Source organism: Salinicola halimionae, from assembly GCF_003206065.1.
GTDB lineage: Bacteria > Pseudomonadota > Gammaproteobacteria > Pseudomonadales > Halomonadaceae > Salinicola > Salinicola halimionae.
This window is the reverse complement of record NZ_PZJQ01000002.1, coordinates 295,170-319,825: the sequence shown is the minus strand read 5'-3', so window position 1 is coordinate 319,825 and position 24,656 is coordinate 295,170. Positions and strand designations below refer to the sequence as shown.

18 protein-coding genes are annotated in these 24,656 nt (G+C 63.3%); 3 read left to right on the top strand and 15 right to left on the bottom strand.

From position 1 onward, the window contains the following. Window positions 1-150 precede the first annotated feature (150 nt). Together DOM27_RS01950 and DOM27_RS01945 are read left to right on the top strand one after the other, a co-directional pair. On the top strand, window positions 151-1,839 hold the full coding sequence (locus DOM27_RS01950; RefSeq protein ID WP_245392551.1) for a methyl-accepting chemotaxis protein: 1,689 nt from the start codon (window positions 151-153) through the stop codon (window positions 1,837-1,839). Between the two features lie 14 nt (window positions 1,840-1,853). After that, window positions 1,854-2,834, top strand: a complete 981-nt coding sequence (locus DOM27_RS01945) for a M23 family metallopeptidase (RefSeq protein ID WP_245392550.1) — start codon at window positions 1,854-1,856, stop codon at window positions 2,832-2,834. Between the two features lie 20 nt (window positions 2,835-2,854). On the opposite strand, the gene DOM27_RS01940 is transcribed toward DOM27_RS01945, so the two are convergent. The 10 genes from DOM27_RS01940 to hexR form a co-directional block, all read right to left on the bottom strand. Then, window positions 2,855-3,913 carry a siderophore-interacting protein gene (locus DOM27_RS01940; RefSeq protein ID WP_110654374.1) on the bottom strand — a complete coding sequence of 353 codons (1,059 nt, stop codon included), beginning with the start codon at window positions 3,911-3,913 and terminating at the stop codon, window positions 2,855-2,857. A gap of 196 nt (window positions 3,914-4,109) precedes the next feature. Continuing rightward, window positions 4,110-4,721 carry a superoxide dismutase gene (locus DOM27_RS01935; protein WP_110654373.1) on the bottom strand — a complete coding sequence of 204 codons (612 nt, stop codon included), beginning with the start codon at window positions 4,719-4,721 and terminating at the stop codon, window positions 4,110-4,112. A 297-nt stretch (window positions 4,722-5,018) separates the two neighbouring features. Further along, window positions 5,019-5,747, bottom strand: coding sequence for a sulfate transporter CysZ (gene cysZ, locus DOM27_RS01930; RefSeq protein ID WP_110654900.1), 729 nt, complete (start codon window positions 5,745-5,747; stop codon window positions 5,019-5,021). An 85-nt stretch (window positions 5,748-5,832) separates the two neighbouring features. After that, window positions 5,833-6,564, bottom strand: a complete 732-nt coding sequence (gene phoU / locus DOM27_RS01925; RefSeq protein WP_110654372.1) for a phosphate signaling complex protein PhoU — start codon at window positions 6,562-6,564, stop codon at window positions 5,833-5,835. 156 nt (window positions 6,565-6,720) lie between these two features. Next, a complete protein-coding gene (gene uvrD / locus DOM27_RS01920) occupies window positions 6,721-8,961 on the bottom strand; it encodes a DNA helicase II (RefSeq protein WP_110654371.1) in 2,241 nt (746 codons plus the stop codon). 80 nt (window positions 8,962-9,041) lie between these two features. Beyond that, window positions 9,042-9,755 (bottom strand): ZapG family protein, encoded by a 714-nt coding sequence (locus DOM27_RS01915; RefSeq protein WP_110654370.1) that lies wholly within the window; start codon window positions 9,753-9,755, stop codon window positions 9,042-9,044. Between the two features lie 215 nt (window positions 9,756-9,970). After that, window positions 9,971-13,378 carry an error-prone DNA polymerase gene (locus DOM27_RS01910; RefSeq protein WP_110654369.1) on the bottom strand — a complete coding sequence of 1,136 codons (3,408 nt, stop codon included), beginning with the start codon at window positions 13,376-13,378 and terminating at the stop codon, window positions 9,971-9,973. Beyond that, window positions 13,375-14,961 carry a Y-family DNA polymerase gene (locus tag DOM27_RS01905; protein WP_157956691.1) on the bottom strand — a complete coding sequence of 529 codons (1,587 nt, stop codon included), beginning with the start codon at window positions 14,959-14,961 and terminating at the stop codon, window positions 13,375-13,377. Before DOM27_RS01905 ends, DOM27_RS01910 begins: the two co-directional genes overlap by 4 nt. Continuing rightward, the gene (gene imuA / locus DOM27_RS01900) at window positions 14,915-15,526 is read right to left on the bottom strand and encodes a translesion DNA synthesis-associated protein ImuA (RefSeq protein ID WP_110654367.1); all 612 of its coding nucleotides are present in this window, start codon (window positions 15,524-15,526) and stop codon (window positions 14,915-14,917) included. Before imuA ends, DOM27_RS01905 begins: the two co-directional genes overlap by 47 nt. A 194-nt stretch (window positions 15,527-15,720) precedes the next feature. After that, window positions 15,721-16,578, bottom strand: coding sequence for a transcriptional regulator HexR (gene hexR, locus DOM27_RS01895; RefSeq protein ID WP_075561520.1), 858 nt, complete (start codon window positions 16,576-16,578; stop codon window positions 15,721-15,723). 216 nt (window positions 16,579-16,794) lie between these two features. On the opposite strand from hexR, the gene DOM27_RS01890 reads away from it, so the two are divergent. After that, window positions 16,795-16,983, top strand: a complete 189-nt coding sequence (locus DOM27_RS01890; protein ID WP_110654366.1) for a PA3496 family putative envelope integrity protein — start codon at window positions 16,795-16,797, stop codon at window positions 16,981-16,983. A gap of 218 nt (window positions 16,984-17,201) precedes the next feature. On the opposite strand, the gene DOM27_RS01885 is transcribed toward DOM27_RS01890, so the two are convergent. The 5 genes from DOM27_RS01885 to DOM27_RS01865 form a co-directional block, all read right to left on the bottom strand. Then, a complete protein-coding gene (locus DOM27_RS01885; RefSeq protein WP_110654899.1) occupies window positions 17,202-18,548 on the bottom strand; it encodes a sodium-dependent transporter in 1,347 nt (448 codons plus the stop codon). 243 nt (window positions 18,549-18,791) lie between these two features. Next, window positions 18,792-20,606 (bottom strand): protein kinase domain-containing protein, encoded by a 1,815-nt coding sequence (locus tag DOM27_RS01880; protein ID WP_110654365.1) that lies wholly within the window; start codon window positions 20,604-20,606, stop codon window positions 18,792-18,794. A 16-nt stretch (window positions 20,607-20,622) separates the two neighbouring features. After that, window positions 20,623-22,323, bottom strand: coding sequence for a dihydrolipoyllysine-residue acetyltransferase (locus tag DOM27_RS01875; protein ID WP_110654364.1), 1,701 nt, complete (start codon window positions 22,321-22,323; stop codon window positions 20,623-20,625). Between the two features lie 9 nt (window positions 22,324-22,332). Next, window positions 22,333-23,310, bottom strand: coding sequence for an alpha-ketoacid dehydrogenase subunit beta (locus DOM27_RS01870; protein ID WP_110654363.1), 978 nt, complete (start codon window positions 23,308-23,310; stop codon window positions 22,333-22,335). After that, window positions 23,307-24,515, bottom strand: a complete 1,209-nt coding sequence (locus tag DOM27_RS01865) for a thiamine pyrophosphate-dependent dehydrogenase E1 component subunit alpha (protein ID WP_110654362.1) — start codon at window positions 24,513-24,515, stop codon at window positions 23,307-23,309. Before DOM27_RS01865 ends, DOM27_RS01870 begins: the two co-directional genes overlap by 4 nt. Window positions 24,516-24,656: the final 141 nt, after the last annotated feature.

The window sequence follows — 24,656 nt, the reverse complement described above, 5'->3', positions numbered from 1 at the left end:
ATTTCCTGACCTTCTCGACAATTTTTTCTTGGTCCCTTTTCTCAGTGCCTTTTCTCAATCTTCATCGTCGTCGGCCGATAGAGAATGCGATTGCATTAATCCAATCCTCTATATGATTCGCCCGTTGCGAGAAAAAGGACATTCCCCCCGATGACGATGCGGCAAAAACTCTGGATTACGGTCGGCCTGATGTGGCTGGGCATGCTGATTCTGGTGGGCTGGATGGCCCTGGAAAAACGCGACACGCTGATGACCGAGCGTATCAACAGCCTCAAGAGCTTCGTGACCAGCGCCCAGACCCTGGTCGAGCGCTATGTCGAACGCGCCGACAGCGGCGAATTTTCCGAAGAAGCTGCAAAAGGCTTCGCACGTAAGAACCTCTCGGCGCTGGACCTCGACGGCAGCTATGTCTATGCCTTCGACAGCGACATTCACCTGGTCTATCACCCCAAGCGCGAGATCGGCACCGACATGAGCGGGTTCCGCGATGACAAGGGGGTCTATTTCTATCGCGAACTCAAGGCCGTGGCGGATTCCCCCGCCGACGACACGCTGGAGTACGTTTCCACCAATGCCGACGGCGAAGACGTGTCCCGAATCAACTACGTGCGCTACGTCCCCGAGTGGGACTGGTATCTCGCGGCCAACGTCTACATCAGCGATATCCAGCAGGCATTCTGGACCGGCGTGCTCAAGATGAGCCTCATTGCCGGTATCATCGGCGCGATCATCACGCTGATCATGGGTTGGATCATCCGCAATGTGCTGGGTGATCTCGGTGGCGATCCGCGTCAGGCTCGTGATGCGGTCAAGATCATGGCCGAAGGCGATCTCACCACCTCGCTGAACGTGAAGTCAGGCGACGACCGCAGCCTGCTCTCCGCGATCGAGGGCATGCGCCGGCATCTGGCCGAATCGATGGGTAATATTCGTTACGCTTCGTCCACCATTACCGTCGGGGTAGGCCAGATTCATAACGGCAACCAGGATCTGGCAGCACGTACCGAGCAGCAGGCCGCGTCCATCGGCGAAACCGCCTCCAGCATGGAAGAGCTGACCCAGACCGTACGCCAGAACGCCGATAACGCCCGCCAGGCCAGCGGTCTGGCCGGTGAGGCGCGCACCACTGCCGCGGAAGGCGGCGAGATGATGGATCAGGTCGTCTCGACCATGCAGGGCATTACCGACAGCTCGCGACAGGTCACCGAGATCGTCGGCGTCATCGACTCGATCGCCTTCCAGACCAATATCCTGGCGCTCAATGCCTCGGTGGAAGCCGCGCGGGCCGGCGAGCAGGGACGGGGCTTCGCCGTGGTCGCCAATGAAGTGCGTACGCTGGCCAGCCGCAGCGCCGACGCCTCCCGCGAGATTCGGGGGCTGATCGATGCCTCCAACCGCAAGATCGATGCCGGTTCCGAGATCGTGGCGACGGCAGGTGACACCATTCGTCGCGTCGTCCAGTCCGTGGCACGCATGACAGATCTGATCGAAGAGATCTCGGTGGCTTCCGGCGAGCAGTCCAACGGGATCGACCAGGTCAACGAGGCGGTGGTGCAGATGGATCAGGTGACGCAACAGAACGCCTCGCTGGTGCAACAGGCTTCTGCCGCCGCCGCCACGCTCAATACGCAGGTGGTGACGCTGGAACAGGCGTTGGCCGGGTTCAAGGTCGCCAACGTCGAGTACGACGATCTGGTCGCCCGCTATCGGACGCCAGGGTCGTCAGCATCAGCGCCGACAATGGCCTCGCCGCAGAAACTGGCCTCGCCCCAGACACCGGCCTCGACCTCGGCAAGTCGGACAACGCCGAACGATAACGACGACTGGGAATCTTTCTAGGGAGCCTCCGCTCGTTGCCGCTGCCGTTTCCCCCACCGGGGCATCGGGTTATGGTGGCGGCATCCAGCGATACGGAGTTCCACCCGGTGCCGACAATCCTGCCGACAATCCCTTTTCTCCCCTCATGGCACCGACTTGTCGGTGTCATTGTCTCTACCCTGCTGCTGTCATGCGCCATGGGCAGTGTTTGTGCCGACATCGTTCGTGCCGACATCGTTCGTGCCGACACCGTTCGTATCGATACCATCCCGATCACCTTCCCCGACAGCGTTCAGCAAGGCTCGATGGTGATCGGCCGCGTTCCGCCAGGCAGTCAGGTGGCGACGGCGGGACATGATCTGCGCGTCACCGGCTATGGCACCGTGGTGTTCGGTGTGGGCCGGGATGCCAGCGGCACCGAGACCGTCGATATCACCACCCCCGACGGGCGGAGTCGTCAGATGTCGGTCGCGGTCACGCCTCGGGATTGGCCGATCGAGCGCATCGACGGTGTACCGCCCAAGACCGTCTCGCCGCTACCGGAGATCGCCCAGCGTATCCAGCACGAGCAGGCCGCCGTCAGCGCCGAACGCGCGCGTAACGACGATCGGGTGGGTTTCGCCCAGACGTTCATCTGGCCGGTCGAGGGCCGCATCAGCGGGCGCTTCGGCAACCAGCGCGTCTATAACGGCACGCCGGGGTCGGCGCACTCGGGGATGGACATTGCTGCCGCCAAAGGCACGCCGGTCAAAGCGCCGGCCAGCGGCGTGATCACCTTTGCCGACGATCTCTATCTGACCGGCGGCACGATACTGCTCGACCATGGTTACGGTATCAGCTCCAACTTTCTGCACCTCTCGCGGATCGATGTGAAAGTCGGCGACAGCGTCGAACAGGGCCAGGTCATCGGTGCGGTAGGCGCGACCGGCCGGGCTACCGGACCGCATCTGCACTGGGGCATGAACTGGTTCGATACCCGAATCGATCCGCTACTCGTACTCGAACGCACGCCTTGAACGAAGCGGGAGCGTCTCCGTCAGGCGCTTTCCCGTTTCCAATACCCCGTCACCAGATGCTGCCCTTTCTGCAGGCCGAATTCCTGTTTGAGACGCTTGCGCAGGCGCTGGCTGACATCCGCCTCGCCGGCGAACCAGACGAACAGATCGTCGCGAGCCACGGGCATCGACTCGACCACCGCCGAAGCGAGTTGCTCGCTGGGCGCGTAGCCGTGGCAGCGATAGCGCCAACGGACGTCGCAGTGATCGGGAACCGATAGCTCGAGGGCATCGACCGGCGATTCGACCTCGAGCCAGGCTTCGACATGGGCGCTGGCCGGCAGCATTTCCATCAATCGCGTGATGGCGGGAATGGCGGTCTCGTCACCCGCCAGCAGATAGTGCGACGCTGGCGCGACACCTCTACCGTAGGGTCCGGCCATGCCACAGATGTCGCCCGACCGGGCACGGCGGGCGAAATCGCCGCCCGGCCCAGGTGCGTCATGCAGCAGAAAGTCGATCTCGACCTCACCGCTGACCACGTCCAGACGACGAATGGTGTAGTAGCGGATCTCGGCGCGCTGATCTTCCGGCGGCCACTGGGTGCCGCCTTCCGCGGTGGGGCGCGGCCACTGCGGCCGTTCGATGCCGACCGGCGGGAAGTGTAGACGGACGTGCCACTCTTCCGGGTGATCGAAACGAGCCAGGTTCTCGCCGCTCAACGTCAGCCGGCGAATGCTGGGGCTCAGGTCCTCGATCCGCGTCACGCGCATCTCGCGAAAGTTGGCAAAGGTGGGGGCGGCCACGACATCGCCGTGCCAGTGCAGTGGCAGCGCGTTCTCGCCGGCAAATAGCGACACGTAGTGTTCGATGATGCTGCGCAGCGTTTCCAGCCCATCCCGCGTCGCCGCCTCGGCTTCGACATGCAGCCCGACCCGACTGACCGAGAAGCGCGCCTCCCCCCCCGGCAATTCGATCGCTACCTGGCGCTCGTCGCTGCGATAGGCCACGTCGTACTCATCCAGAAACGATCTCAGGCGCAATTGAAAATTATTTACATCAGTGAGCGTCAGAGTGGCTTCGCAGCGTTGTGCAGTCATGGTATCGGATCGTCGCGAGGGTGGATCGAGGAGCTGAGCCGGCAGGACGCCAGCACGGTCAGCCTATCAGAAAAGCTGCTGAGGAGGGAAACCATGCCAAGTCGGGCACCAACGCGAGATGCCCCTGATTCGGTTGATCCGAACCAGGGGCATCTCGAAGACTACCGCGCTGACCGGGTACGATCAGCGCTGACTATCAGGCAGTCGCTTCGGCATAGCGGCGGTTGACTTCATTCCAGTCGATGACGTCATAGAACGCAGCGATGTAGTCCGGACGCTTGTTCTGATACTTCAGATAGTAAGCGTGTTCCCAGACGTCCAGACCGAGAATCGGCGTCAGGCCTTCCATCAGCGGGCTATCCTGATTCAAGGTGTTGATGACCTTGAGCTTTTTCTCGGGGGTGACGACCAGCCACGCCCAACCGCTGCCGAAACGGCCAGTGGCAGCTTTCTTGAACTCTTCCTTGAAAGTGTCGTAGCCGCCAAGCTCGCTGCTGATGGCTTCGCCCACTTTGCCGGTCGGCTCGCCACCACCGTCCTTGGACATCACGGTCCAGAACAGGGAATGGTTGGCATGCCCGCCACCATTGTTGATGACAGCCTGACGCTTGTCCTGCGGCACCTTCTCGATGTCCGCCATCAGCTTGTCGACCGGAACCTCCTCGAGCCCCGTGCCTTCCAGCGCAGCGTTGAGGTTGTTGACGTAAGTCTGATGGTGACGAGTGTGATGGATTTCCATCGTCATTGCGTCGATCTTGGGTTCCAGCGCGTCATACGCATAGGGTAGCGACGGTAAGCTATGAGCCATGATCAAAACTCCCTTTCGTGAGGAGGCGTTGCCCAATGCGGGCGCCTCTCGGGTGAATCAAAATAGTGAGCAACAGGTCACAGTGTCAAGCAAGCTCTAGCGCTGTCCGATGCTGCTCCAATAATAAATCACCTTGATTTTCAAAGATTTTCCGAGGCCTTGGCTGAGTTGGCCTCGAGGCTTCGGAAAATCTCCGTGTCGTCCTCTCTTAGATGGCGTGTCCGGCGGCCGCTTTCAACCCCGGATGGCATTTTTCTTGCCCCGCTCGACATCAGCCGCGCTCGTACCACCCGGTCTTCAGCGGGTAGCTGGCACCAGGGAACGATAGTAGCGATCCCACAGCATCACTCCGCCGGCGACGCCGCCGGGCAACAAAATCAGATTGAGCACCGGCACCCAGGTCGCCAGCGACATACAGGCACCGTAGGTGAGCGTCGGCCACCAGCGCGCGCGGAGACGGCGACGCATGTCGGTAAAGCCAACCTGGTTGTTGTCCATCGGGTAATCGAGGTACTGAACCGCCATCATCCAGGCCGAAAACGCCGCCCACAAAAACGGCGTGAAAAGATTCAGGCCGGGGACGAAGCCCAGCAGAAACAGCACCGCCATCCGCGGCAGGATATAGCCCAGCTTGACCAGCTCACGACCCAGCGCATCCACACCGGCTTTCATCAGGCCGCGTTCGTCGCTCGGCGGCCGCCCGGTGACCCGGCTTTCGACTTTCTCGGCCAGAAAGCCGTAGAACGGCGCCGCGATCAGGTTGGAAACCAGCGTAAAGGTAAAGAAGACGATCAATGCCAGCGCGATCACCAGCAGCGGCCAGATCAGCCACTCAAGCCAGGTCAGCCAGCTGGGTATCTGACCCATGCCGTAATCGAGCCAGCCGCCGAAGTTCTCGAAGAGATAGAAAAGCGTGCCGCCGTAAAGCAGCAGGTTGACCACGATGGGCCCGATGACGAAGCGGCGCAGACCGGGTTCGAAAACCAGGCGCGTACCGTCGAGAATTGCTTGCAGGGAATAGATCATGCCAAATCCGCCGATCATACAATACGTTGCGTTAACGCCACGCTAACACAGTCCTGTCGGCGTGGCGTTAACGCGACGCTGGCGATCAGCGTTTGGTGCCGCGGAGAGCTTCCTGATCCAGCTCTTTCTTCGAGATATGGCGAATGTCGTGTCCCTTGACCAGATAGATGACATGTTCGGCGAGATTGTCGGCGTGATCGCCGATCCGCTCCAGTGCCCGCAGCACCGTCATCACGCTCAGGACGCCGCCGATGGAGCGCGAGTCTTCCATCATGAAGGTCGCCAACGAGCGCATGGCGGTAGTGTATTCGCTATCCACCGAGGCATCCTCCTGAACCACCTTCAACGCCAGTTCGGTATCGAAACGGGCAAAGGCGGTCAGCGCATCACGCAACATGTGGCCAACATGCTCGCTGATGTGACGAATCTCGACGCTACCCTGAGGAATACGCCCGGCCTCGATGAGATCGAGCGCATTACGCGCGATCTTGTTGGCTTCGTCGCCCATGCGCTCGAGATCGTTGGTGGCCCGGATGACCGCAATGACCAACCGCAGATCGGAAGCGGCGGGCTGACGACGCGCCAGAATCCGCACGCACTCCTCATCGATCTTGAGCTGCATGTCGTTGACGCTGGTATCGTTATCGCGCACTCGTATCGCCAACTGGCTATCGCCATCCAGCAATGCCGCCAGAGCCTCCTGGAGCTGTTTCTCGACCAGACCACCCATCGCCATCAGCTGCGTCTTGATGGCTTCCAGGTCCTGGTTGAACTGCTGCGAGATATGCTGACTGTGGGTATCGCTGGTGATATCCATGCAAGACTCCGGCGCTGAGGCGTGAAACAGGGTCGTAAAGCAGTCATGAAGCTGGGTTGCAAAACACGATCATGAAAGGCGCGCTAAGACGCACTGGCGATGATGGCACAGGATTGTTGCAGTCTCATGACGCCAATGGTGATCACGACGACCGTTTCACAACGGCGTCAATTTGGCGAATCCCAACACCAGCCATTTGTCACCCTCACCCTCGAAGCTGACGTGAACCCGGGCACGAGCCCCTTCGCCTTCAGCATCGAGAATCACGCCTTCACCGAACAACGGATGGCTGACGCGCTGGCCGAGCGATAAAGACGGCAGATCGTCACCGCCTTCGACGCCCTGCTGACGCGCCGGACCCATATTCGGTCGCGACGTCACCGGTCGCGATATCTGACCGCGCAGACGCACTTCCTCGAGCAGCTCCTCGGGCACTTCACGCAGGAAGCGCGACGGCCGCGCCATCGTCTCGCGGCCGTGCAGACGGCGAATTTCGGCGTAGGTCAAATAGAGCTTGCGCATGGCGCGGGTCATGCCGACATAGCAGAGTCGACGTTCTTCCTCGAGACGCCCCGGCTCTTCCAGCGACATCTTGTGCGGAAACAGGCCTTCCTCGATGCCGGCCACGAACACCACCGGGAATTCCAGCCCCTTGGCCGAGTGCAGCGTCATCATCTGAACGCAGTCCTCGAACTCGTCGGCTTCATGATCGCCCGCATTGAGCGCCGCCTCCGCCAGAAACGGCTCCAGCGCCGCGGCGCCTTCGCCGACCTCCTGCAGGTCGATCGGGTTGGCCTGAGCATTCTGCGAGAAGTTACGCGCCGCGTTGATCAGTTCCTCGAGGTTCTCCACTCGCGCCTGGCCCTTCTCGCCTTTCTCGCTGCGGTGGTGCTCGATCAGCCCCGAAATCTGAATGGCGTGATCGATGATCTCGTACAGCGCCATCCCGGCGGTGTCGTTGTCGAGACGTTCGATCAGCTCGGCGAAAGCGTTGAGCGCATTGCCCGCGCGCCCCTTGAGCGTGCCATCGCTCAGGCTGTCGTGCAGCGCCTGCCACAGCGAGACATTGGTGTCTCTGGCGCGATGGCGCAGAATCTCCACCGTGCGCGTGCCGATACCGCGTGGCGGCACGTTGATCACCCGTTCCAGCGACGCGTCGTCCTCGCGATTGAGCAACAGCCGCAGATAGGCCAGCGCGTTCTTGATCTCGAGGCGTTCGTAGAAGCGCTGGCCACCGTAGATGCGATACGGCACGCCGCTGCGGATCAGCGCCTCCTCGATCACACGTGACTGGGCGTTGGAACGATAGAGAATCGCCATCTCGCGCCGAGAGAAACCGTTGCGCGACTGCTCACCGATGGTATCGACGATGAAGCGCGCCTCATCGAGGTCGTTGAAACCGGCATAGACCGAGATCTTCTCTCCGGTCTCACCATCGGTCCACAGCTCCTTGCCCATGCGCCCGCTGTTCTGGCTGATCAGCGCATTGGCGGCATCCAGAATCACGCTGGTGGAGCGGTAGTTCTGCTCCAGGCGCACGGTCTGGGTATTGGCGAACTCGCTCTCGAAACGGCGAATGTTCTCGACCTTGGCCCCGCGCCAGCCGTAGATCGACTGATCGTCGTCACCGACCACTATCATGGCCGCGCGATCGTCATCGCTCCCCCCATTGCCATCAGCGCCGGCCAGCAATTTCAACCAGGCGTACTGCAGGGTGTTGGTATCCTGGAACTCGTCGACCAGAATGTGCCCGAAACGTTCGCGATAATGCTTGAGCAGCGCCGGCGTATCGCGCAGCAGCTCCAGGCTGCGCAGCAGCAGTTCGCCGAAGTCGACCAGCCCGCCACGCTCGCAGGTCAACTGATAGAGCTCGTAGAGCTCGACCATCTTGGCCATGTAGGGGTCGCCGTGAGTCGACACCTGCTGTGGACGCAGCCCCTCCTCCTTGCAGCCGCCGATGAAATACTGCACCTGCTTGGGCGGATAGCGCTCGTCGTCGACGTTGTGATCCCGCAACAGCCGCTTGACCAGCCGCAGCTGATCGTCGCTGTCGATGATCTGGAAATGCTGGGGCAGCCGCGCGTCGTGCCAGTGCGTGCGCAGCAGGCGATGGGCGATGGAGTGGAAGGTGCCGACCCACATGTTACGCAGCGAAGCGCCCTGCAGTGCCTCGAGACGCGTGCGCATCTCGCGGGCCGCCTTGTTGGTGAAGGTCACCGCCAGAATGGCGTAGGGGGAGACGCCTTCGGCCTGCATCAGCCAGGCGATGCGGTGCACCAGCACCCGGGTCTTGCCGGAACCGGCGCCGGCCAGCACCAGCATATTGCCGGGCGGCGCGGCGACGGCCTCGCGCTGATTGGCGTTGAGGGAGTCGATTAGTGCCGAGACATCATCCATTGGGTACCGTGCGGGGCCTGCTGCTGGGAATGGGACAGAGCATGCCAGCTTAACATAGCCGGCAAGCCCCGCCGGGGCGCTTAGCGCTTGTCTGAAGAGTGCCCACGCTGGGTGGCGGCATCCTCGGCGGCTGCACGGATCGCCGCATCCTGCGGGCGTTCCGAGGAAGGCCTGGAGGTGCTGGACGCAGCCGACGCGGCCGTTTTCGAGTCGCTGGCGTGTCCAGCGTTCACGTCAGCACTAGTGGTGCTTGGCGACGCCGAGACGCCTGGCGATGATGCCGAAGCGCTTGACGATGCCGAAGCGTTTGGAGAGGCCGAAACGCCTGGCGATGTCGCAGCACTGGGAGAGGCGGAGACACCCGGCGACGCGCGGTGCTCGGATCCGGCAGCCGGCTTCTCGGCGCTGGATATCTTTTCGGACGGCTTGTCGGATGCCTTGTCAGACACCCCGGAAGACGCCTCCGGTTCGTGCAGGTCCTGAGTGATCGCCTCGGGCTTGGGCGGCGGCTCGATCACCGTTTCGTGATGCATGTCGGCCAGCTTCTCGGCCCCTTTGGCGACGTGCTGGTACATCTCGCGGTAGTCCTCGACCATTCGGGTCATGGTCGCGGAAACCTGCTCGAAATGTTCGCGCACGTCTTCCTTGTAGACTTTATGTTCGCGGTTGAGCTCGCGCATCGGTTCGGTGTTGTGCCCGCCCATCCTGGTGCCCAGCCAGTAGCCGACCAGCACGCCAATGGCACCGACGGCCACCGCAATGGCAATCCAGGGTCCTACGCCAATGCTCTCCATAAATCCGTCGCCTCTTTTGTGTTTGAAAGAAAAAGTCGTGTGCCTGAAAGAAAAACTCGTCGCTGTGTGGCTACGCCGCCGTAAGCATGACAGTGAAGACCGGTTGCGTAGCACAATGGTTCCTTACCTAACCACAGGATCCGGCCGTTTTGCCAGTCCACGCCGCCGTGCTCACTCGCCGCCACCACAACAGAGCCATGACGGAGAAGCCTGTTTCAATGAAAGTCCCGACTACGCGTGCTCAATCCTTCCAGCAGGCCGGTAAGGTCGGTCAGACGCTTGGCGATGATATGACGCACGCCTTCCTGACTCTCCAGCTTGCCGTTCACCCGCAGCAAGCGTGATTCCAGCAGGATACGACGGTAGCGCACGGCCAGATGCGGCCAGACCACGACATTGACCATGCCGAATTCGTCCTCGAGGGTGAGGAAAGTCACCCCCTTGGCAGAGCCGGGACGCTGTCGCCCGACCACCAGTCCGGCAATCGCCACGCCGATATCGCTCGGCAGATCGGCCAGGCGTTTCGAATCCACCACACCCCCCAGCCCCCGAATACCGTTCGTGTGGCAGCGCTGGCGCAGCAGCGACATCGGATGCGGTCCCAGCGTGGTGCCGAGCGTGGCGTAATCCGCCTTGATCGCTTCACCCACTTCGATGGCCGGCAACACCAGTGCCTCCTCTTCAGCGTCAGTGACGATCTCAACGTCAGCCTGGGCAAACAGCGGCAGCGAATCCTCGATACCGGCCGTGGCCCAGCGCGCCCGATGACGATCCCCCGCGAGCCCTTCCAGCGCTCCGGCATCGGCGAGCCGCGAGAGCACCGTCCGTTTGATTCCAGACCGTGCCGCCAGACGCTCGACGCTGTCGCAGCCGGGCGTGTCGCGTGCCGCCAACAGCCGTTCGCCGTCGCTCTCGGCAAGACCCTTGATCATGTGCAGGCCCAACCGGATCGCCAGTTCTTCGGTGCTACCCAGGCCGGGCTCCAGCGTGCTTTCCCACTGGCTGGTGCGAATGTCGACCGGACGCACCTCGACGCCGTGACGGCGGGCATCCTGCAGCACCTGGTCCGGCGAATAGAAGCCCATCGGCCAGCTGTTGATCAAGGCGCAGGCGAAGATCGCCTGTTCGTGACGCTTGAGCCAACAGCTGGCGTAGGTCAACAGCGCGAAACTGGCGGCGTGGGATTCGGGAAAACCGTAGCTGCCGAAACCCTTGATCTGCTCGAAGATGCGCTCGGCGAAGCTCAGCTCGTAGCCACGCTCCAGCATGCCTTCGACGATGCGCTGGCGATGAGGTTCGAGCCCACCGTGACGCTTCCAGGCGGCCATCGAACGGCGCAACTGGTCGGCCTCGCCGGGGCTGTAGCCGGCCGCTTCGATCGCCAGCGCCATCACCTGCTCCTGAAACAGCGGGACGCCCAGCGTGCGCTCGAACACCGCCTTGACCGCCTCGGAAGGATAGGTCACCGGTTCCTCGCCGTTACGCCGCTTGAGATAGGGATGAACCATGTCGCCCTGGATCGGCCCGGGGCGCACGATCGCCACTTCGATCACCAGATCGTAGAACTTGGCCGGCTTGAGCCGCGGCAGCATCGCCATCTGTGCGCGGGATTCGATCTGGAACACGCCTATCGTGTCGGCGCGCTGGATCATGGCGTAGGTCTCGGGGTCGTCAGGTGGCAGATCCGCTAGCCCGTAATCGAGTCCTCTATGTCGCTTGAGCAAATCGAAACTGCGCCGCAGCACCGTCAGCATACCCAGCGACAGTACGTCGACCTTGAGCAGGCCGACCAGATCGAGATCGTCCTTGTCCCACTGAATCACGGTGCGATCGGGCATGGCGGCGTTCTCCACCGGCACCAGCGTCTGCAGCGACGCCTCCGAAATCACGAACCCGCCCGGGTGCTGAGAGAGATGGCGCGGAAAGCCGACCAGCGTGCCGGCCAGCACCAGCAGGCGTTTGAGCATCGGCTCTTGCGGCTCGAAGCCCTGCTCTCTGAGTCGCGATTCGTCAGGAATGACGTCCGTCCAGCGTCCGGCGCAGCGGGCCAACTGATCGATGCGCTCCGGCGCGAAGCCCAGCGCCCGGCCGATATCGCGGATCGCCCCGGCAGCGTGGTAATGGCTGACCACGGCGGTCAACGCCGCGCGGTGACGGCCGTAGCGGCGAAAGACGTACTGAATCACTTCTTCGCGGCGTTCGTGCTCGAAATCGACATCGATATCCGGCGGCTCGTCACGCTCACGGGAGATGAAGCGCTCGAACAACAGTGATGACTGCGAGGGATCGATGGACGTGATACCCAGCGCGTAACAGACCGACGAGTTGGCCGCCGAGCCGCGCCCCTGGCACAGAATGTGCTGGCGACGCGCGAAGTCGACGATGTCGTGCACGGTGAGAAAGTAGTGCTCGTAGCCGAGCTCTTCGATCAGCGTGAGCTCATGGTCGATCTGCCCGGCAACCTTCTCCGGCACGCCATCCGGCCAGCGTCGGGCGCCACCTTCGGCGGTCAACTCGCGCAGCCACTCCGCCGGTGTCTTTCCGGCCGGTACCACTTCATGCGGATAGGTGTAGTTCAGTTCGCCGAGATCGAAGTCGCAGCGCACTGCCAGCGCCGCGCTCTCTGCCATCAGCTCAGCGGGATAGATCGCGGACAACGCATCACGGCTGCGGAGATGGCGCTCGCCGTTGGGAAATAGAGCGTCGCCGGCCTCGAAGACGCTCTGATGGTGGCGGATCGCGGTGAGGCAATCCTGCAGCGCACGCCGCCCCCGGGCATGCATGTGAACGTCCCCCGCCGCCAGAGCCGGAATACCCAGCGTCTCAGCCAGGGCCTGCAGTTGAGCCAAACGCGCGGCGTTGTCGCAGCCATTGTCGAAACCGTAGTGGAGTTCCACCGCCAGCCACAGCCGCCGGGGAAAGGCGCGGGCCAGCCTCTCGCCCACCTCCTGATCCGGTACGGCTCCAGGGATCCACAGCGCGAACAGGCCCTCGCCGCCGTCGAGCTCTCGGAGATCCGCTTCGATCAGTCGATACTCGCCCTTGGGCGCGCGACCGCGGACACGGGTAATCAACCCGCACAGCGCCTCGTAGCCGCGCCGGTTTTCTACCAGCAACACGATCTTGATACCGCACTCGGTGCGAAACTCGGCGCCGACGACCAGATCGATACCGTGCTCCCGCGACGCCTGCCAGCCGCGCACGATGCCCGCCAGCGTGGCCTCGTCGGTGATCGCCAGGGCGCGATAGCCGAGCCTAGCCGCGCGCTCGAACAGTTCATGCGCGGTGGAAGCCCCGCGCTGGAAACTGAACGCGGAGAGGCAGTGCAGCTCGGCGTAGGGTTTTCTATAGGAGGCGTCCGAATCCACGCCTATCCTAAAGGCGCCCGAAGATGCACCTGTCGACTCACGGGCGCCCGAACCCGCGCCTGTCGACTCACGGGCGCCCGAATTCGCGTCGATCCTGCAGGCGCCCTTTTTATCGGTGCGCTTTTTATCGGTGCCCAGTGCCGCACCCAGTGCCGCACCCGGTGTCGCGCCCAGGCTTTTTCGGGCGTCCGAAGCGGCAGTGTCGGGCCGCGATAAGGCGGCAGCGTCGGGCTGCGATGAAAAGCCATCGTTCATCCGAACCACCCGTGCAGATACCAGCCCTGCCGCTCCGGCTCGCACCAGACCCAGGCATGGCGACCGTCGGCCCACTGGGCCAGGTAGTAGTCGCGCCGAATGTCCCCACCGTCCCACCAGCCGCTTTCGATTCGCTCCGGCCCCGCTAAAAGTTGCACCACGTCACCATCGCAGCGCTGCGGCACGCTAGCCAGCCAGCCGGGTCGCGGCGGTCCGATCGAGGCTTCGCGCGCCCGCGGCCCGGCACCGTTGAGCACCGCGGCTTCCGGCCGGTGCTCGCGATGCTCCACCAGCGGCTTGAGTGCCGGTTGCCCCAGCCGCGCGACCAGACGCTGGTGAAGCGCGGCCCAGGCCTGGGCCTGACGCGCCGGCCCTTCCAGCAACTCCCGCCGAGTCGGCGCATAGCCGGCCAATCGCGGGGCGGAGAGCGTCAGTGTCATCACCGGGCCAGCGAGACGCATGCGCTCCAGATGAGCACGGGTGAGTTCGAGCAGCGTGTCGGGATCGCGCTGTACCGATATCAGACCGATCTCGACGCGCTGCGGCGGGCCATCTTCCAGCTCGAACGTCAGACAGAAGCGCTCGACGCCCGCATCCTGCCCCATCAGAAACACGCCCAGCTCCTGCAACAGCCGCTTGAGCGGAAAGGCCAGACCGGCGATGGCATGTACCGGCTGGTCGAATTCGAAGGTGCGGGAAAACCGCGGCGTCGGGCGGTGATAATCGAGCGCCAGTGGCCACTCCCCGCGCAGTTCGGCCAGGTGGCGCATCAGACCGCCACCGAAACGTCGGGCCAAGGCGTTGCGCGGCAGGGCGAACAGCTCGCCCAGCCGCTGGAAACCGCTGCGATTCAGGGTCTGCAGGATGTCACGATCGGCATCGATGCTCGCCAGCCCGGCGCGGTCGAGACGCAGCGTTGCCAGTGCCGACTCCAGCCCGGTGTCGTCCACCGCCAGCCCGTCGTGGACATTGACCAGGACTCGCGCCGCCGCCGGGTTAGGGGCTATCACCAGCCGATGCGAAAAACCAAGTGCGGTGAGTTCCGCGCGAAGCCTCGTCTCCAGCCGCGGCCACGGCCCCAGCAGGTCGAGACTGCTGGCGACCTCGAACACCAGCGCATGCGGGTAGTGAAGGCTGACCTGGGCGCTGAAGCCGTAGGCCCAGGTCGCTAACCGTCGGCGCCAGCGCTCCACCGATTCGACATCGAAGAGTGCCGTCTCGAGCCGCTGACTCGAACCGGATCGAGAACCCCTATCTGGCGCGGCATCGGGCGCGTTGAAGTGCGCGTGTCCGGGCGCCTTGGAAAGCGGCGCATTAACCTGCACATGTTCGGGTGCATTGAAGAGCGCTTCGGCGAAACCCAGCGCCTGCCCGGGCTTGACGCCCTGCTTACGCGCGGCGCGATTGGCAGCGCGAATGCATTGACGCTGTACCGGCCCGTCGATCAGCGCGAACGGCGCCTCGGGATCGGGACGGCGGCGCAGCGCACCCTCCAGGGCCAGGCGCGGAAACAGCAGGCAGACCCAGCGCATGGCGTCACGCTCCGGCGCCGAAGGCGATTCGCCGCGCAGGGGCAAAGCCACCGCGACACTTGAGGATCTCCAGCTCGGCATGCCGGTGCAGTCGTATTCGCAGTGGCGCTGGCGAGGCTTCGGACACTTTCGCCAGCGGCCGGTGAACGAACGCCAGCGTATTCCCGCTCGCCGCCGCCACCTGCAGCCGGCGCATGAGACGGCTATCGGCCTGCGGCAGCCAGGCGACGACGACTGCGCAACAGCCGGCACGAAGACACTGCTCCGTCGCCCACAGCGCCTCGCGCCCCTGCACATCCAGCCAGTGACACTGTTCGAGCGCCACGCCCGCCTGCCGCCACGCCGCCGGATACGGCACACCCGGTGGCGATACCAGCACCACCGGCCGGCCCTCGCGGGTCATCCGCGAAAGCAGCGGCCACAGCAGGGCGAGCTCACCGTTGCCGGCCCCCGACGACAGCAGCTCGCTGATGGCGGCCGACGGCCAGCCGCCACCCGGCAATAGCTCGTCTAGCTCGGCGTGCCCGCTGGCAATCGCTTCGCCACCGTCGCTGACGCCGCCCGCCTGGGCACGCCAGACCTGACGGCTGTCGAGCAGGGATTCCAGGCTGCTCATCGGCCGGCCCCCGTAACGGGCAGCGGCAGCAATATCCATCGGAAACGGCGGGAAGCGAGTGACGACATGAGGGTGGCCGAGACGGTTGAAACGTTGCCGACAGTGTCACTCAGAACACGATTACTGTCTATATATACAGTAATCGAGACACAAAAAACGTCGCCCGTAGGCGACGTTTTCCGGTCACGAAGCCGTCATGACACGTTGTTGGAGACCCTCAGCGACCCCAGGCTGCGTTTGATCGCCTTGAGCTGATCGCTGATCTGCGGGCCACGATTCTTGGCCACGCCGACGGCGAGCACGTCGATGGTCAGCAAATGGGCAATACGTGAGGTCATGGGAATGTAGACTTCGGTGTCTTCCTGCACGTCGACCGGCAATGTCAACGTCACCTCGCGGGCCAGCGGCGAATCGCTGGGGCACAGGCCGATCACGGTCGCCCCGGCCTTGACCGCCGTCCTGGCGCTGGCGATCAGCGCCCGGGTGCGGCCAGTCTGGGAGATCGCCACCACCACGTCGCCCGCTTTCAGGGTCGCGGCGGACATCGCCTGCAAATGCGGATCGGAGTAGGCCGAGGTCTGGATCTGCAGCCGGAAGAACTTGTGCTGGGCATCGGCGGCGACGATGCCCGAGGCGCCGTAACCGTAGAACTCGACCCGATTGGCCACCGCCAGCGCCGCAATCGCGCGGCCCAGCGCCTCGTTGTCCAGGTGATCGCGGACCTGTTCGAGCGTCTCGATGGTGCTGTCGAAGATACCGTGGGAGAACTCGGCCACGCTGTCGCCGTCGTTCATGGTGAACTGGGCGTACTGGCTGCCCTTGGCCATCATCTGCGCCAGCTTGAGCTTGAACTCCTGGAACCCGGCCATGCCCATGGCGCGACAGAAACGCACCACCGTCGGCTCGCTGACCTGCGCCTCGCTGGCCAGATCGGTGATCCGCATCAGGATCACCTCTTCGGGGTTGCGCAGCACGAAGCGCGCCACCTTCTGCTCGGAGCGGCGCAGGCGATCCATGTGCACGCGCAATTCATCGAACAGGGAACGGCTCATGGCTGGCCCTCGGATGGCGACATCAGGCGGTCTCGTGTCGTTATGTTTCGATAGGGAATTCGTTGCTCAGTATGCCCGACTCATGGCGTCGGTGACACATGGGACAAACGACGTTGAAAGCATGACAAAAGCTAACCGTCACGTTCTTGTAATGTTAGGCATAGTATGCATGTCGGGTGCTAACCGACAGATCCGAAGATGCCAGGAGATTCGAGCATGACGACCGTCGAACATCTTCACACCCTGAAAAGCGAAATCATCGACATTTTCATGACGCTGGAGGTCAGCGAGCACGAACAGCGCAAGCGCAGGGCCGCCGTTCGCTACCTCAAGGCCCGGCGCGGTATCGAGCAGCGTCAGGAAAAGCGCCAGTTGGCGGAAGAGATCGCCGAGATGCCTGAGTAGCGCAAACCCGTGGCAAAGCCGGAGAAGCATCGCTGACAAGCAGCCGTCCGCTCTTTCGCCACCGTTTCGCCACTCTTTCACCACTCATTCGCTTCGCCGGCCTCAACGATCAGCGGCCGCGTGCTCGAAAAAAACCGCGGCCGCTGCCTGAACCGTCGGAGCCCTCTCCGACGGCAGAGCCCTGTCACGCGTCGAAGCGTGCCAAGGCGATCGACGATCTACAGGCTATTGAAGAACACCACGACCACCCCGATCGGCGCCACGTAACGCGATACGTAGTGCCACAGCACCCGACCCCTCGGCCCCAAACCCAGCTCCTGCTTCACACCCTCGCTATCCAGGAACCAGGCGGTAAAGACGATCGCGGCCAGCCCCGTCAGCGGCAGCATCAGCTTGCTGGTGAGCGCGTCGAGCAGATCGAAGACGTTGAAGCCGAACGGCTGGAAGCCTGACCAGACGTTGAACGCCAGCAGCGCCGCGATCCCCAGTGACCAGGTCGCCAGCGCGGCGACGAACGCCGAACCCAGCCGAGACAGCGACGTACGCTCTTCCAGAAACTCCGTCACCGGCTCCAGCAGCGAGATCGCCGAGGTGATCGCGGCCACGGTCAGCAGCGCAAAGAACACCGTACCGAACACCAGCCCCCAGGGCATGTCGATGAAGGCCAACGGCAGGGTGACGAACAGCAGGCCCGGCCCCGCGCTCGGATCCAGGTTATTGGCGAACACCACCGGAAAGATCGCCATGCCGGCGCCCAGCGCAATGACGGTATCCAGAATCACCACGGTGCGCGCCGTCTTGATCAGGTCGACGTCCTGACCCAGGTAGGAGCCGTACGCCATCATGATCCCCATCCCCAGCGACAGCGTGAAGAAGGCGTGACCCAACGCGGCGAGAACGACGCCACCGTTGAGCTTGCTCCAGTCGGGCGAGAACATGAACCTGGCCGCTTCGCCGAAGCCGCTAGTGGTTGCGCCGAAACCGACCAGACCGACCAGCGCGACGATCAACAGCGGCATCAGCCATTTGGCCGCCCGCTCCAGGCCGCCTTTGACGCCGCCGGCGACGATCCCGAACGTGATCAACATGAACAGCGTATGCCAGAACAGCAGCGTGCCCGGCTGACCCAGCAGCGTGGTGAAGTAATCGCCGACGTCGACCCCGCTGGATTTACCCAGGTCGCCGGTCAGCGTGCTCCAGGTGTAGTTGAGCGACCAGCCGCCGACGACGCTGTAGAACGACAGGATCAGGAACGAGCCCAGCACGCCGGCGATCCCCACCAGCACCCAGTCGGGAGACAGCTTCGAATCACGGCCGAGCTTCTGCATGGTGTTGATCGGGTTGGCCTGCCCGCGCCGTCCCAGCAGCCATTCGGAGACCAGTATCGGCAGGCCGATCAGCGCGATACAGACCAGATAGACGAGCACGAAGACCGCACCGCCGCTGTCGCCCACCATGTAGGGGAACTTCCAGATATTGCCGAGGCCCACGGCCGAACCGGTCGCCGCCAGAACGAACGCCGTACGGGAGGACCACTGCGCATGGGTATGGGATTGCTTGGCCATGAATTCACCATCGAGTATTGCTGTTGTCGGAAGCCCGTAGCGCTGCATGACGGGCGTCAGTCACGCCTGAGGGCTTCTCTTGTCGGCGCGAATTATAACGGCTCGAATCCGTTTCATCCCTGGTTCCGCCATAAAAACGGCCAAATGGGGTGAAAAAAGTCTCGAAAACGCAACGATCGCGCACAAATCGCCGGATCTCATCGAACTCCCCACCCCGACCTCGCTGCCCCCGGGGCGGGCGGGTCACGCTCGGGGCTCGGCCAGCCTTGTTCGATGCGCGAAATGCCGGGTGTTCTTGTACGGCATCTTCATGTATCCGGAGACGCCGAGGCCATCGATCTGCGGCACCGCCGCCAGCAGCGTCTCCAGACAGGCGCGGAACTCGTTCTCCCGTGCCGGATCGAGCAGGCGATAGTAGCTGTGGATCTTCAAGTGGGTCGGCAAGGCCTCGAAGATGATCATGCCGGTGTGATGGATGGCATTGAGCCGCGACAGCGCCTCGATCATCACCGTCGGCAGCCGCAGGAACTCCTCGGGGTCCGGGCCGTCCTCGAAGTAGGAGTGTTCGCGGCTGGCGTCTTCCAGTTCCGGCGTGGGGCTGACCTCGTAGGGAATCACGCAATCGGCATCGGGCACGAAGGGCTGCGAGGCATCGTCGCGATCGACGTGCAGGGTGCGCCGGGCGTTGAACAGGCACGCCTTGAACACCCCATCGCGGCGGCGAATCGACCGGGCCAGGGTGATCATGTTGTTCACCGCCGCGACGAAGGCCGTCCGGAGCGAGGGCTCGTTGAGACTCAGCGTGGTGTCGAACTCGACGCCGGCGTCGCTCCAGCGCACCGCCAGGCCACCCACCACCGGATACTTGCCCAGTCGCCCCACTGCCACCAGGAAAGCCTTCTCGAGATCGCCCATGCCCTGCATGAAATGCTTGTAGTAGCGATCGAGCTGAACATCATTGATCGCGCTCAGGGTGTCATCGCGCGCGTCATCCTGGCGATGATCGTCACGCAGAAACGCCTTGCGCGAACTGTAGATCACCGTCTCGATTTCCTGCTCCAGCGAACGCACCCAGACCGGCACCAGCGGAATTTCCGGCGCAGCCACCGGTTCGCGGATGAGGGTGCGGGCGATGCGCGGCATGTGCTGGAGAAAATAATCTCCGGCCCGGCGACGCAGCGCGGCGTCGTCGCTAAGCATGGCATCCAGTATCCGGGCGAACTCGATCGGCAAATCCAGCGAGGTTGCCGGGATCGTCTCATGTCCGAAGCGGCTGGACTGTGCGGTAGCAAGGGCATAGAGCGTCGCGGCGGCGCCCTGTTCGTCGAAGCGCGGCGACGATAGCGCACCGTTCAACTGCTCCTCGCCGATGTAATAGACATCGCCCATGCGGGCGTTGGTGTGCTGAATATCGGCGGACATCAGCTCCATCACGTTACGCGACAGGAACTGCCCCTCGGCATCGAGCTGAGCGAAGACCGAGGAGCCCCAGTCGATCAGTGCGATCTGCTCGGTGAGGGGATCGAACATCAGATTGGAAGGTTTGATGTCCCCGTGTACCACGAGCCGGCCTTCGGCGGATTCGTGGCGCAGCGCGCGCAGGATGTCGGCCAGCTGCGTGGCGATCCCGATCACCAGCCGCGTCGTCAGCCGACCCTGGCGCAGCGAAAACTCCTCCAGGTTGATGCCCGGGGCACGCGCCATCACCAGCATCGCCTGGTGACGCAGAGTGCGATAGGCGATCAACCGAGGCACGCGGGGATGATCCACCTGTTCGAGCATGAACGCCTCTTCCTCGAGGCGCTCGTGAAACGAAGTCGGTAGATTCTGACGAGTGAACTTGAAGACGTGGCTGTCGCCGGCGCTATCGATACCCGCAAAGACGAAACCATAGGCGCCCTTGCCGACAAGTTCGACCTCCCGGTAGCCGACCTGGGCGAGCTGATGACGGCAGCGTTCGATCCATTCGCGCAGCTGCCGGGCCTGGCTCTGGCTGAGCAGATAGACCGACTGCTCCTCGGGAATGTAGAACTGCTGCAGCTCCGTCGGCTCGGTCATGGCTATCCGCTCCGACTCAGTGCAAATCTACCAGCATCGTCTCCGGCCCTTCCAGATACCCCTTCCAGCGGTTGCAGAAACGCGCCATGGTCCCGCCATCCAGCACCCGGTGATCGCCGGACCAGGTCACGGTCATGATCGCCCGAGAGACCACCGACCCATCTTCCGCGAAACGCGGCAGACGCTGGACTCGGCCGAGGGCGACGATCGCCACCTCCGGCGCGTTGATGATCGGCATGGCGTAGGTGCCGCCCAGCACGCCGATGTTGGAGATACTGATCGTGCCGCCCTTGAGATCGGCCGGTTCGACTCGCCCGTCACGAGCCGCTCGGGTCAGCCGCTCCACCTCGGCGGCCACCTCGCGCAGACTCAATCCCTCGACGTGCTTGACGTTGGGTACCAGCAGGCCGCTGGCGCTATCCACCGCCATCCCGATATTGCACGAGGTCTGGTAGTGAATGGCGTCGGCTGCCGGATTGAGCCGGCAGTTGAGTAGCGGGAACTCCGCCACGGCCAGCGCCAGCGACTTCATCAACAACGGCATCAACGTCAGCCGCTCGCCGCGGGCCTCGAAATCACCCTTGAGCCGTTCCCGCAATGCCAGCAGCTCGGTAACGTCGAACTCTTCGCCGTAGGCGAAGTGGGGGATCGTCGACGCCGCCTCGCTCATCCGCCGGGCCATCACCGCGCGGACGCCGCGCAGCGGTTCGATCCGTTCTTCGGAAGCGGCGTCTGACGCCAGCGTTCCACTCACCAACGTTGCAACTTTCGGCTGTGAATTCTGCGATTCCGCGTGGCGCTGTTCTTGGCGCTTCTCCTGTTCCTGCCGAAACGCCAATACGTCTTCCTTGAGCACCCGGCCATCCTTGCCGCTGCCGGGGATCTCCTCGAGGCGCACGCCGAGCTCGCGCACTCGACGGCGTACGGCCGGGCTGGCCGGAATCCGTTGGCGGCCAGCATTCGATGAGGATAAGCCAATGACTGGCTGCGATACCCCCGAAGTCTCGTCATCCCCCCGGGTCGCTGTGGTTTCACGTGGAACAATACCGGCTGGAGCTGACGCTAAGTCAGCATCGGCTGAATCGCGACTGTCGTCGCTGACCTGCGGTACGTAGGCGAACAGCGGCGAATGCACCCTGGCGATCTCGTCGAGCTGACAGTAATGGCGCACCATTCGCCCCGCTTCCGGCGCGGTGATCTCCATCACCGCCTTGTCGGTGCTGACTTCGACCACCGGCTGATCTTCGGCGATCTCGTCGCCCTCCGCGACGCGCCATGCCACCACCTCGCACTCGACAATGCCCTCGCCCAGATCAGGCAGGATGAAATCCTTCGTCGTCGCTTCTCTATCGGTGTCCGGTGCGGGCGGCTGCAGCGCCTCGTCTTCAGGCGTGGCGGCGATCGGTTCGGGTGGCCGGGCGTCGTGATGAGAACGGGTATCTGGATCGGATCGATCGCCGGAGCCGGATCGGGGGCTATCCCCGACGCTCTCGATAGCAAACAGCGGCGCGTGAACCCGCGCCGTTTCACCTTCGCGATAATAGAGCCGTGTCACGCGACCGGCCTGGGGCGCGGGAATTTCCACCGGCGCCTTGTCGGTGGTGACCTCGGCGACGGGCTGATCCTCGGCGATGATATCGCCCTCGCTGACCAGCCACTTGACCACTTCACATTCGACGATGCCTTCACCGATATCGGGCAGTAGAAAGTCGCTCATCTCACCCTCCTAAAAGCCCATCGTGCGGTGGATGGCATCGAGTACCTTCAACGGCCCCGGCATGTACTCCTTCTCGAGCGTCAGCGGGAACGGCGTATCGAGCCCGGTAACCCGTTCGATCGGCGACTCCAGGTAGAGGAAGCAGCGGCTCTGGATCGTCGCCGCGATTTCGCTGGCGAATCCCCCGGTCAGCGGCGCCTCGTGGCTGACGATCAGGCGCCCGGTCTTGAGCACGGACTGCACCACGATTTCGATATCCCATGGCACGATCGTGCGCAGATCGATCAGCTCGCAGGAGACGCCCTCCTTCTCGGCCATCTCGGCGGCCTGTTCGATCACTTCCATCTGCGCGCCCCAGGCCAGCAGCGTGATGTCGTTACCTTCCTTGATCACCTCCGCCTGACGCAGCGGCAATTCGTAGTCCTCGTCGGGTACCTCACCCACCGAAGCGCGATAGAGGCGCTTGGGCTCGAAAAAAATCACCGGATCCGGCGAGCGGATCGAGGCCAGCAACAGCCCCTTGGCCTGATGGGGATTGCGCGGCACCACCACCGTCAGCCCCGGTGTATGCGCGAAATAGGCCTCCGGCGACTGTGAGTGATAGTGGCCACCGGCGATGCCACCGCCGTAGGGCGCCCGAACGGTGAGGCCGCCGACATCGAACAGATTGCCGGAGCGATAGCGAAACTTGGCGGTCTCGTTCACCAACTGATCGAACGCCGGATAGATGTAATCGGCGAACTGGATTTCGGCGACCGGTACCGAACCCTGCGCGGCCAGGCCGTTGGCGAAGCCGATGATGCCCTGCTCCACCAGCGGCGTATTGAAGCAGCGGGCGCGGCCGTATTTTTCTTGCAGATGGCTGGTGGCGCGGAACACACCGCCGAAAATACCCACGTCCTCGCCGAAGCAGAGCACGCGTTCATCGGCCGCCATGGCAGTATCCAGCGCGTTGTTGACCGCCTGGAGCAGATTCATTCGGCTCATGCCCAGCCCTCCGTCGCGCTGTCGTCGTCCAGCCACGGCGCGCTTCTGGGATAGGTCTCGGGATGACGTCGGATATGCGCCTCGAGCGCCTCGAACTGCTCGCGCAATAGCGGTGGTGTCTCGGCATAGACGTCGCTGACCAACGTCCCGAGTGCCGGCGGGCGGCGTTTCTCCGCCTGTTTCATGGTTTCCAGCACCTCCCGACGCAGCGACTCGGTCAGTTCGCGTTCCTCGTCCTCGTTCCACCAGCCACGGTCGATCAGCCAGCGCTGCATGCGGCGCAGCGGATCTTTCTTGTGCCACGCCTCCTCTTCCTTCTTGCTGCGATAGCCGGAAGGGTCATCGGAGGAAGAGTGGGCCGCCAGACGATAGGTCATCGCCTCGATCAATACCGGTTCGTTGTGCTCCACCGCCAGCCGGCGCGCTTCGCGAGTCGCCTCGTACATCGCCAGGATGTCGTTGCCGTCGACGCGGATCGACTGCATGCGATAGCCGAAAGCGCGAGCAGCGATACCATCGCCGGCGAACTGCTCGGCGACCGGCGTGGAGATGGCATAGCCGTTGTTGCGACACAGGAAGATCACCGGGACCTTGTGCACCGATGCCATGTTGAGCGCGGCATGAAAATCCCCTTCCGAGGCCGCGCCTTCGCCGAAGATCGTCAGCGTGCAGTTGCCCTTGCCGGCCAGCTTCTGGCCATAGGCGTAGCCGGTGGCCTGGGGAATCTGGGTCGCCAGTGGGGAAGAAATCGTCAGGTAGTAGAGATCTCGCGAGCCGTAGTGAATCGGCATCTGACGGCCGTGGGCCGTGTCGCGCTCGTTGCCGAACAGCTGATCCATGAACTCATCGGTGGTGAAGCCACGGTAGGCCAGCGCCCCCTGCTCACGGTACTGCGCCATGATCATGTCGGCATCGTCCAGCGCCGCGGTGCTGCCGATCACCGCTGCCTCCTCGCCGGTGCACTGCATGTAGAAGCTGAGCCGCCCCTGGCGCTGGGCCGCCAGCATGCGTTCATCGAGCACGCGGGTGTAGAGCATCGCGCGATAGATGCGCCGCGCCGTGGCCTGGTCGAGGGAGCTCGGCCCGGCATCGGCGTAAACGGTGCCATCGGGTTTGAGCTGGGTAAAAACGGGGATCTGGATGTCGTCGCCGTTGGCAAAGATCGGCTTGTGCACCGGCTTCACCGTGGATCGGGTCGTCTTCATCGGATGCTTCCTGAGATCGATGACCGGGGTAGGAGCCGCCTCGTGAGCCGCTCTTTCACTCTTTCTTCCACTCTTTCTTTCACTTTTCTCTTGCCTGGGAACCGCCCTGCCTCGCCAGTCGACAGGTCGGAAACCGACCGA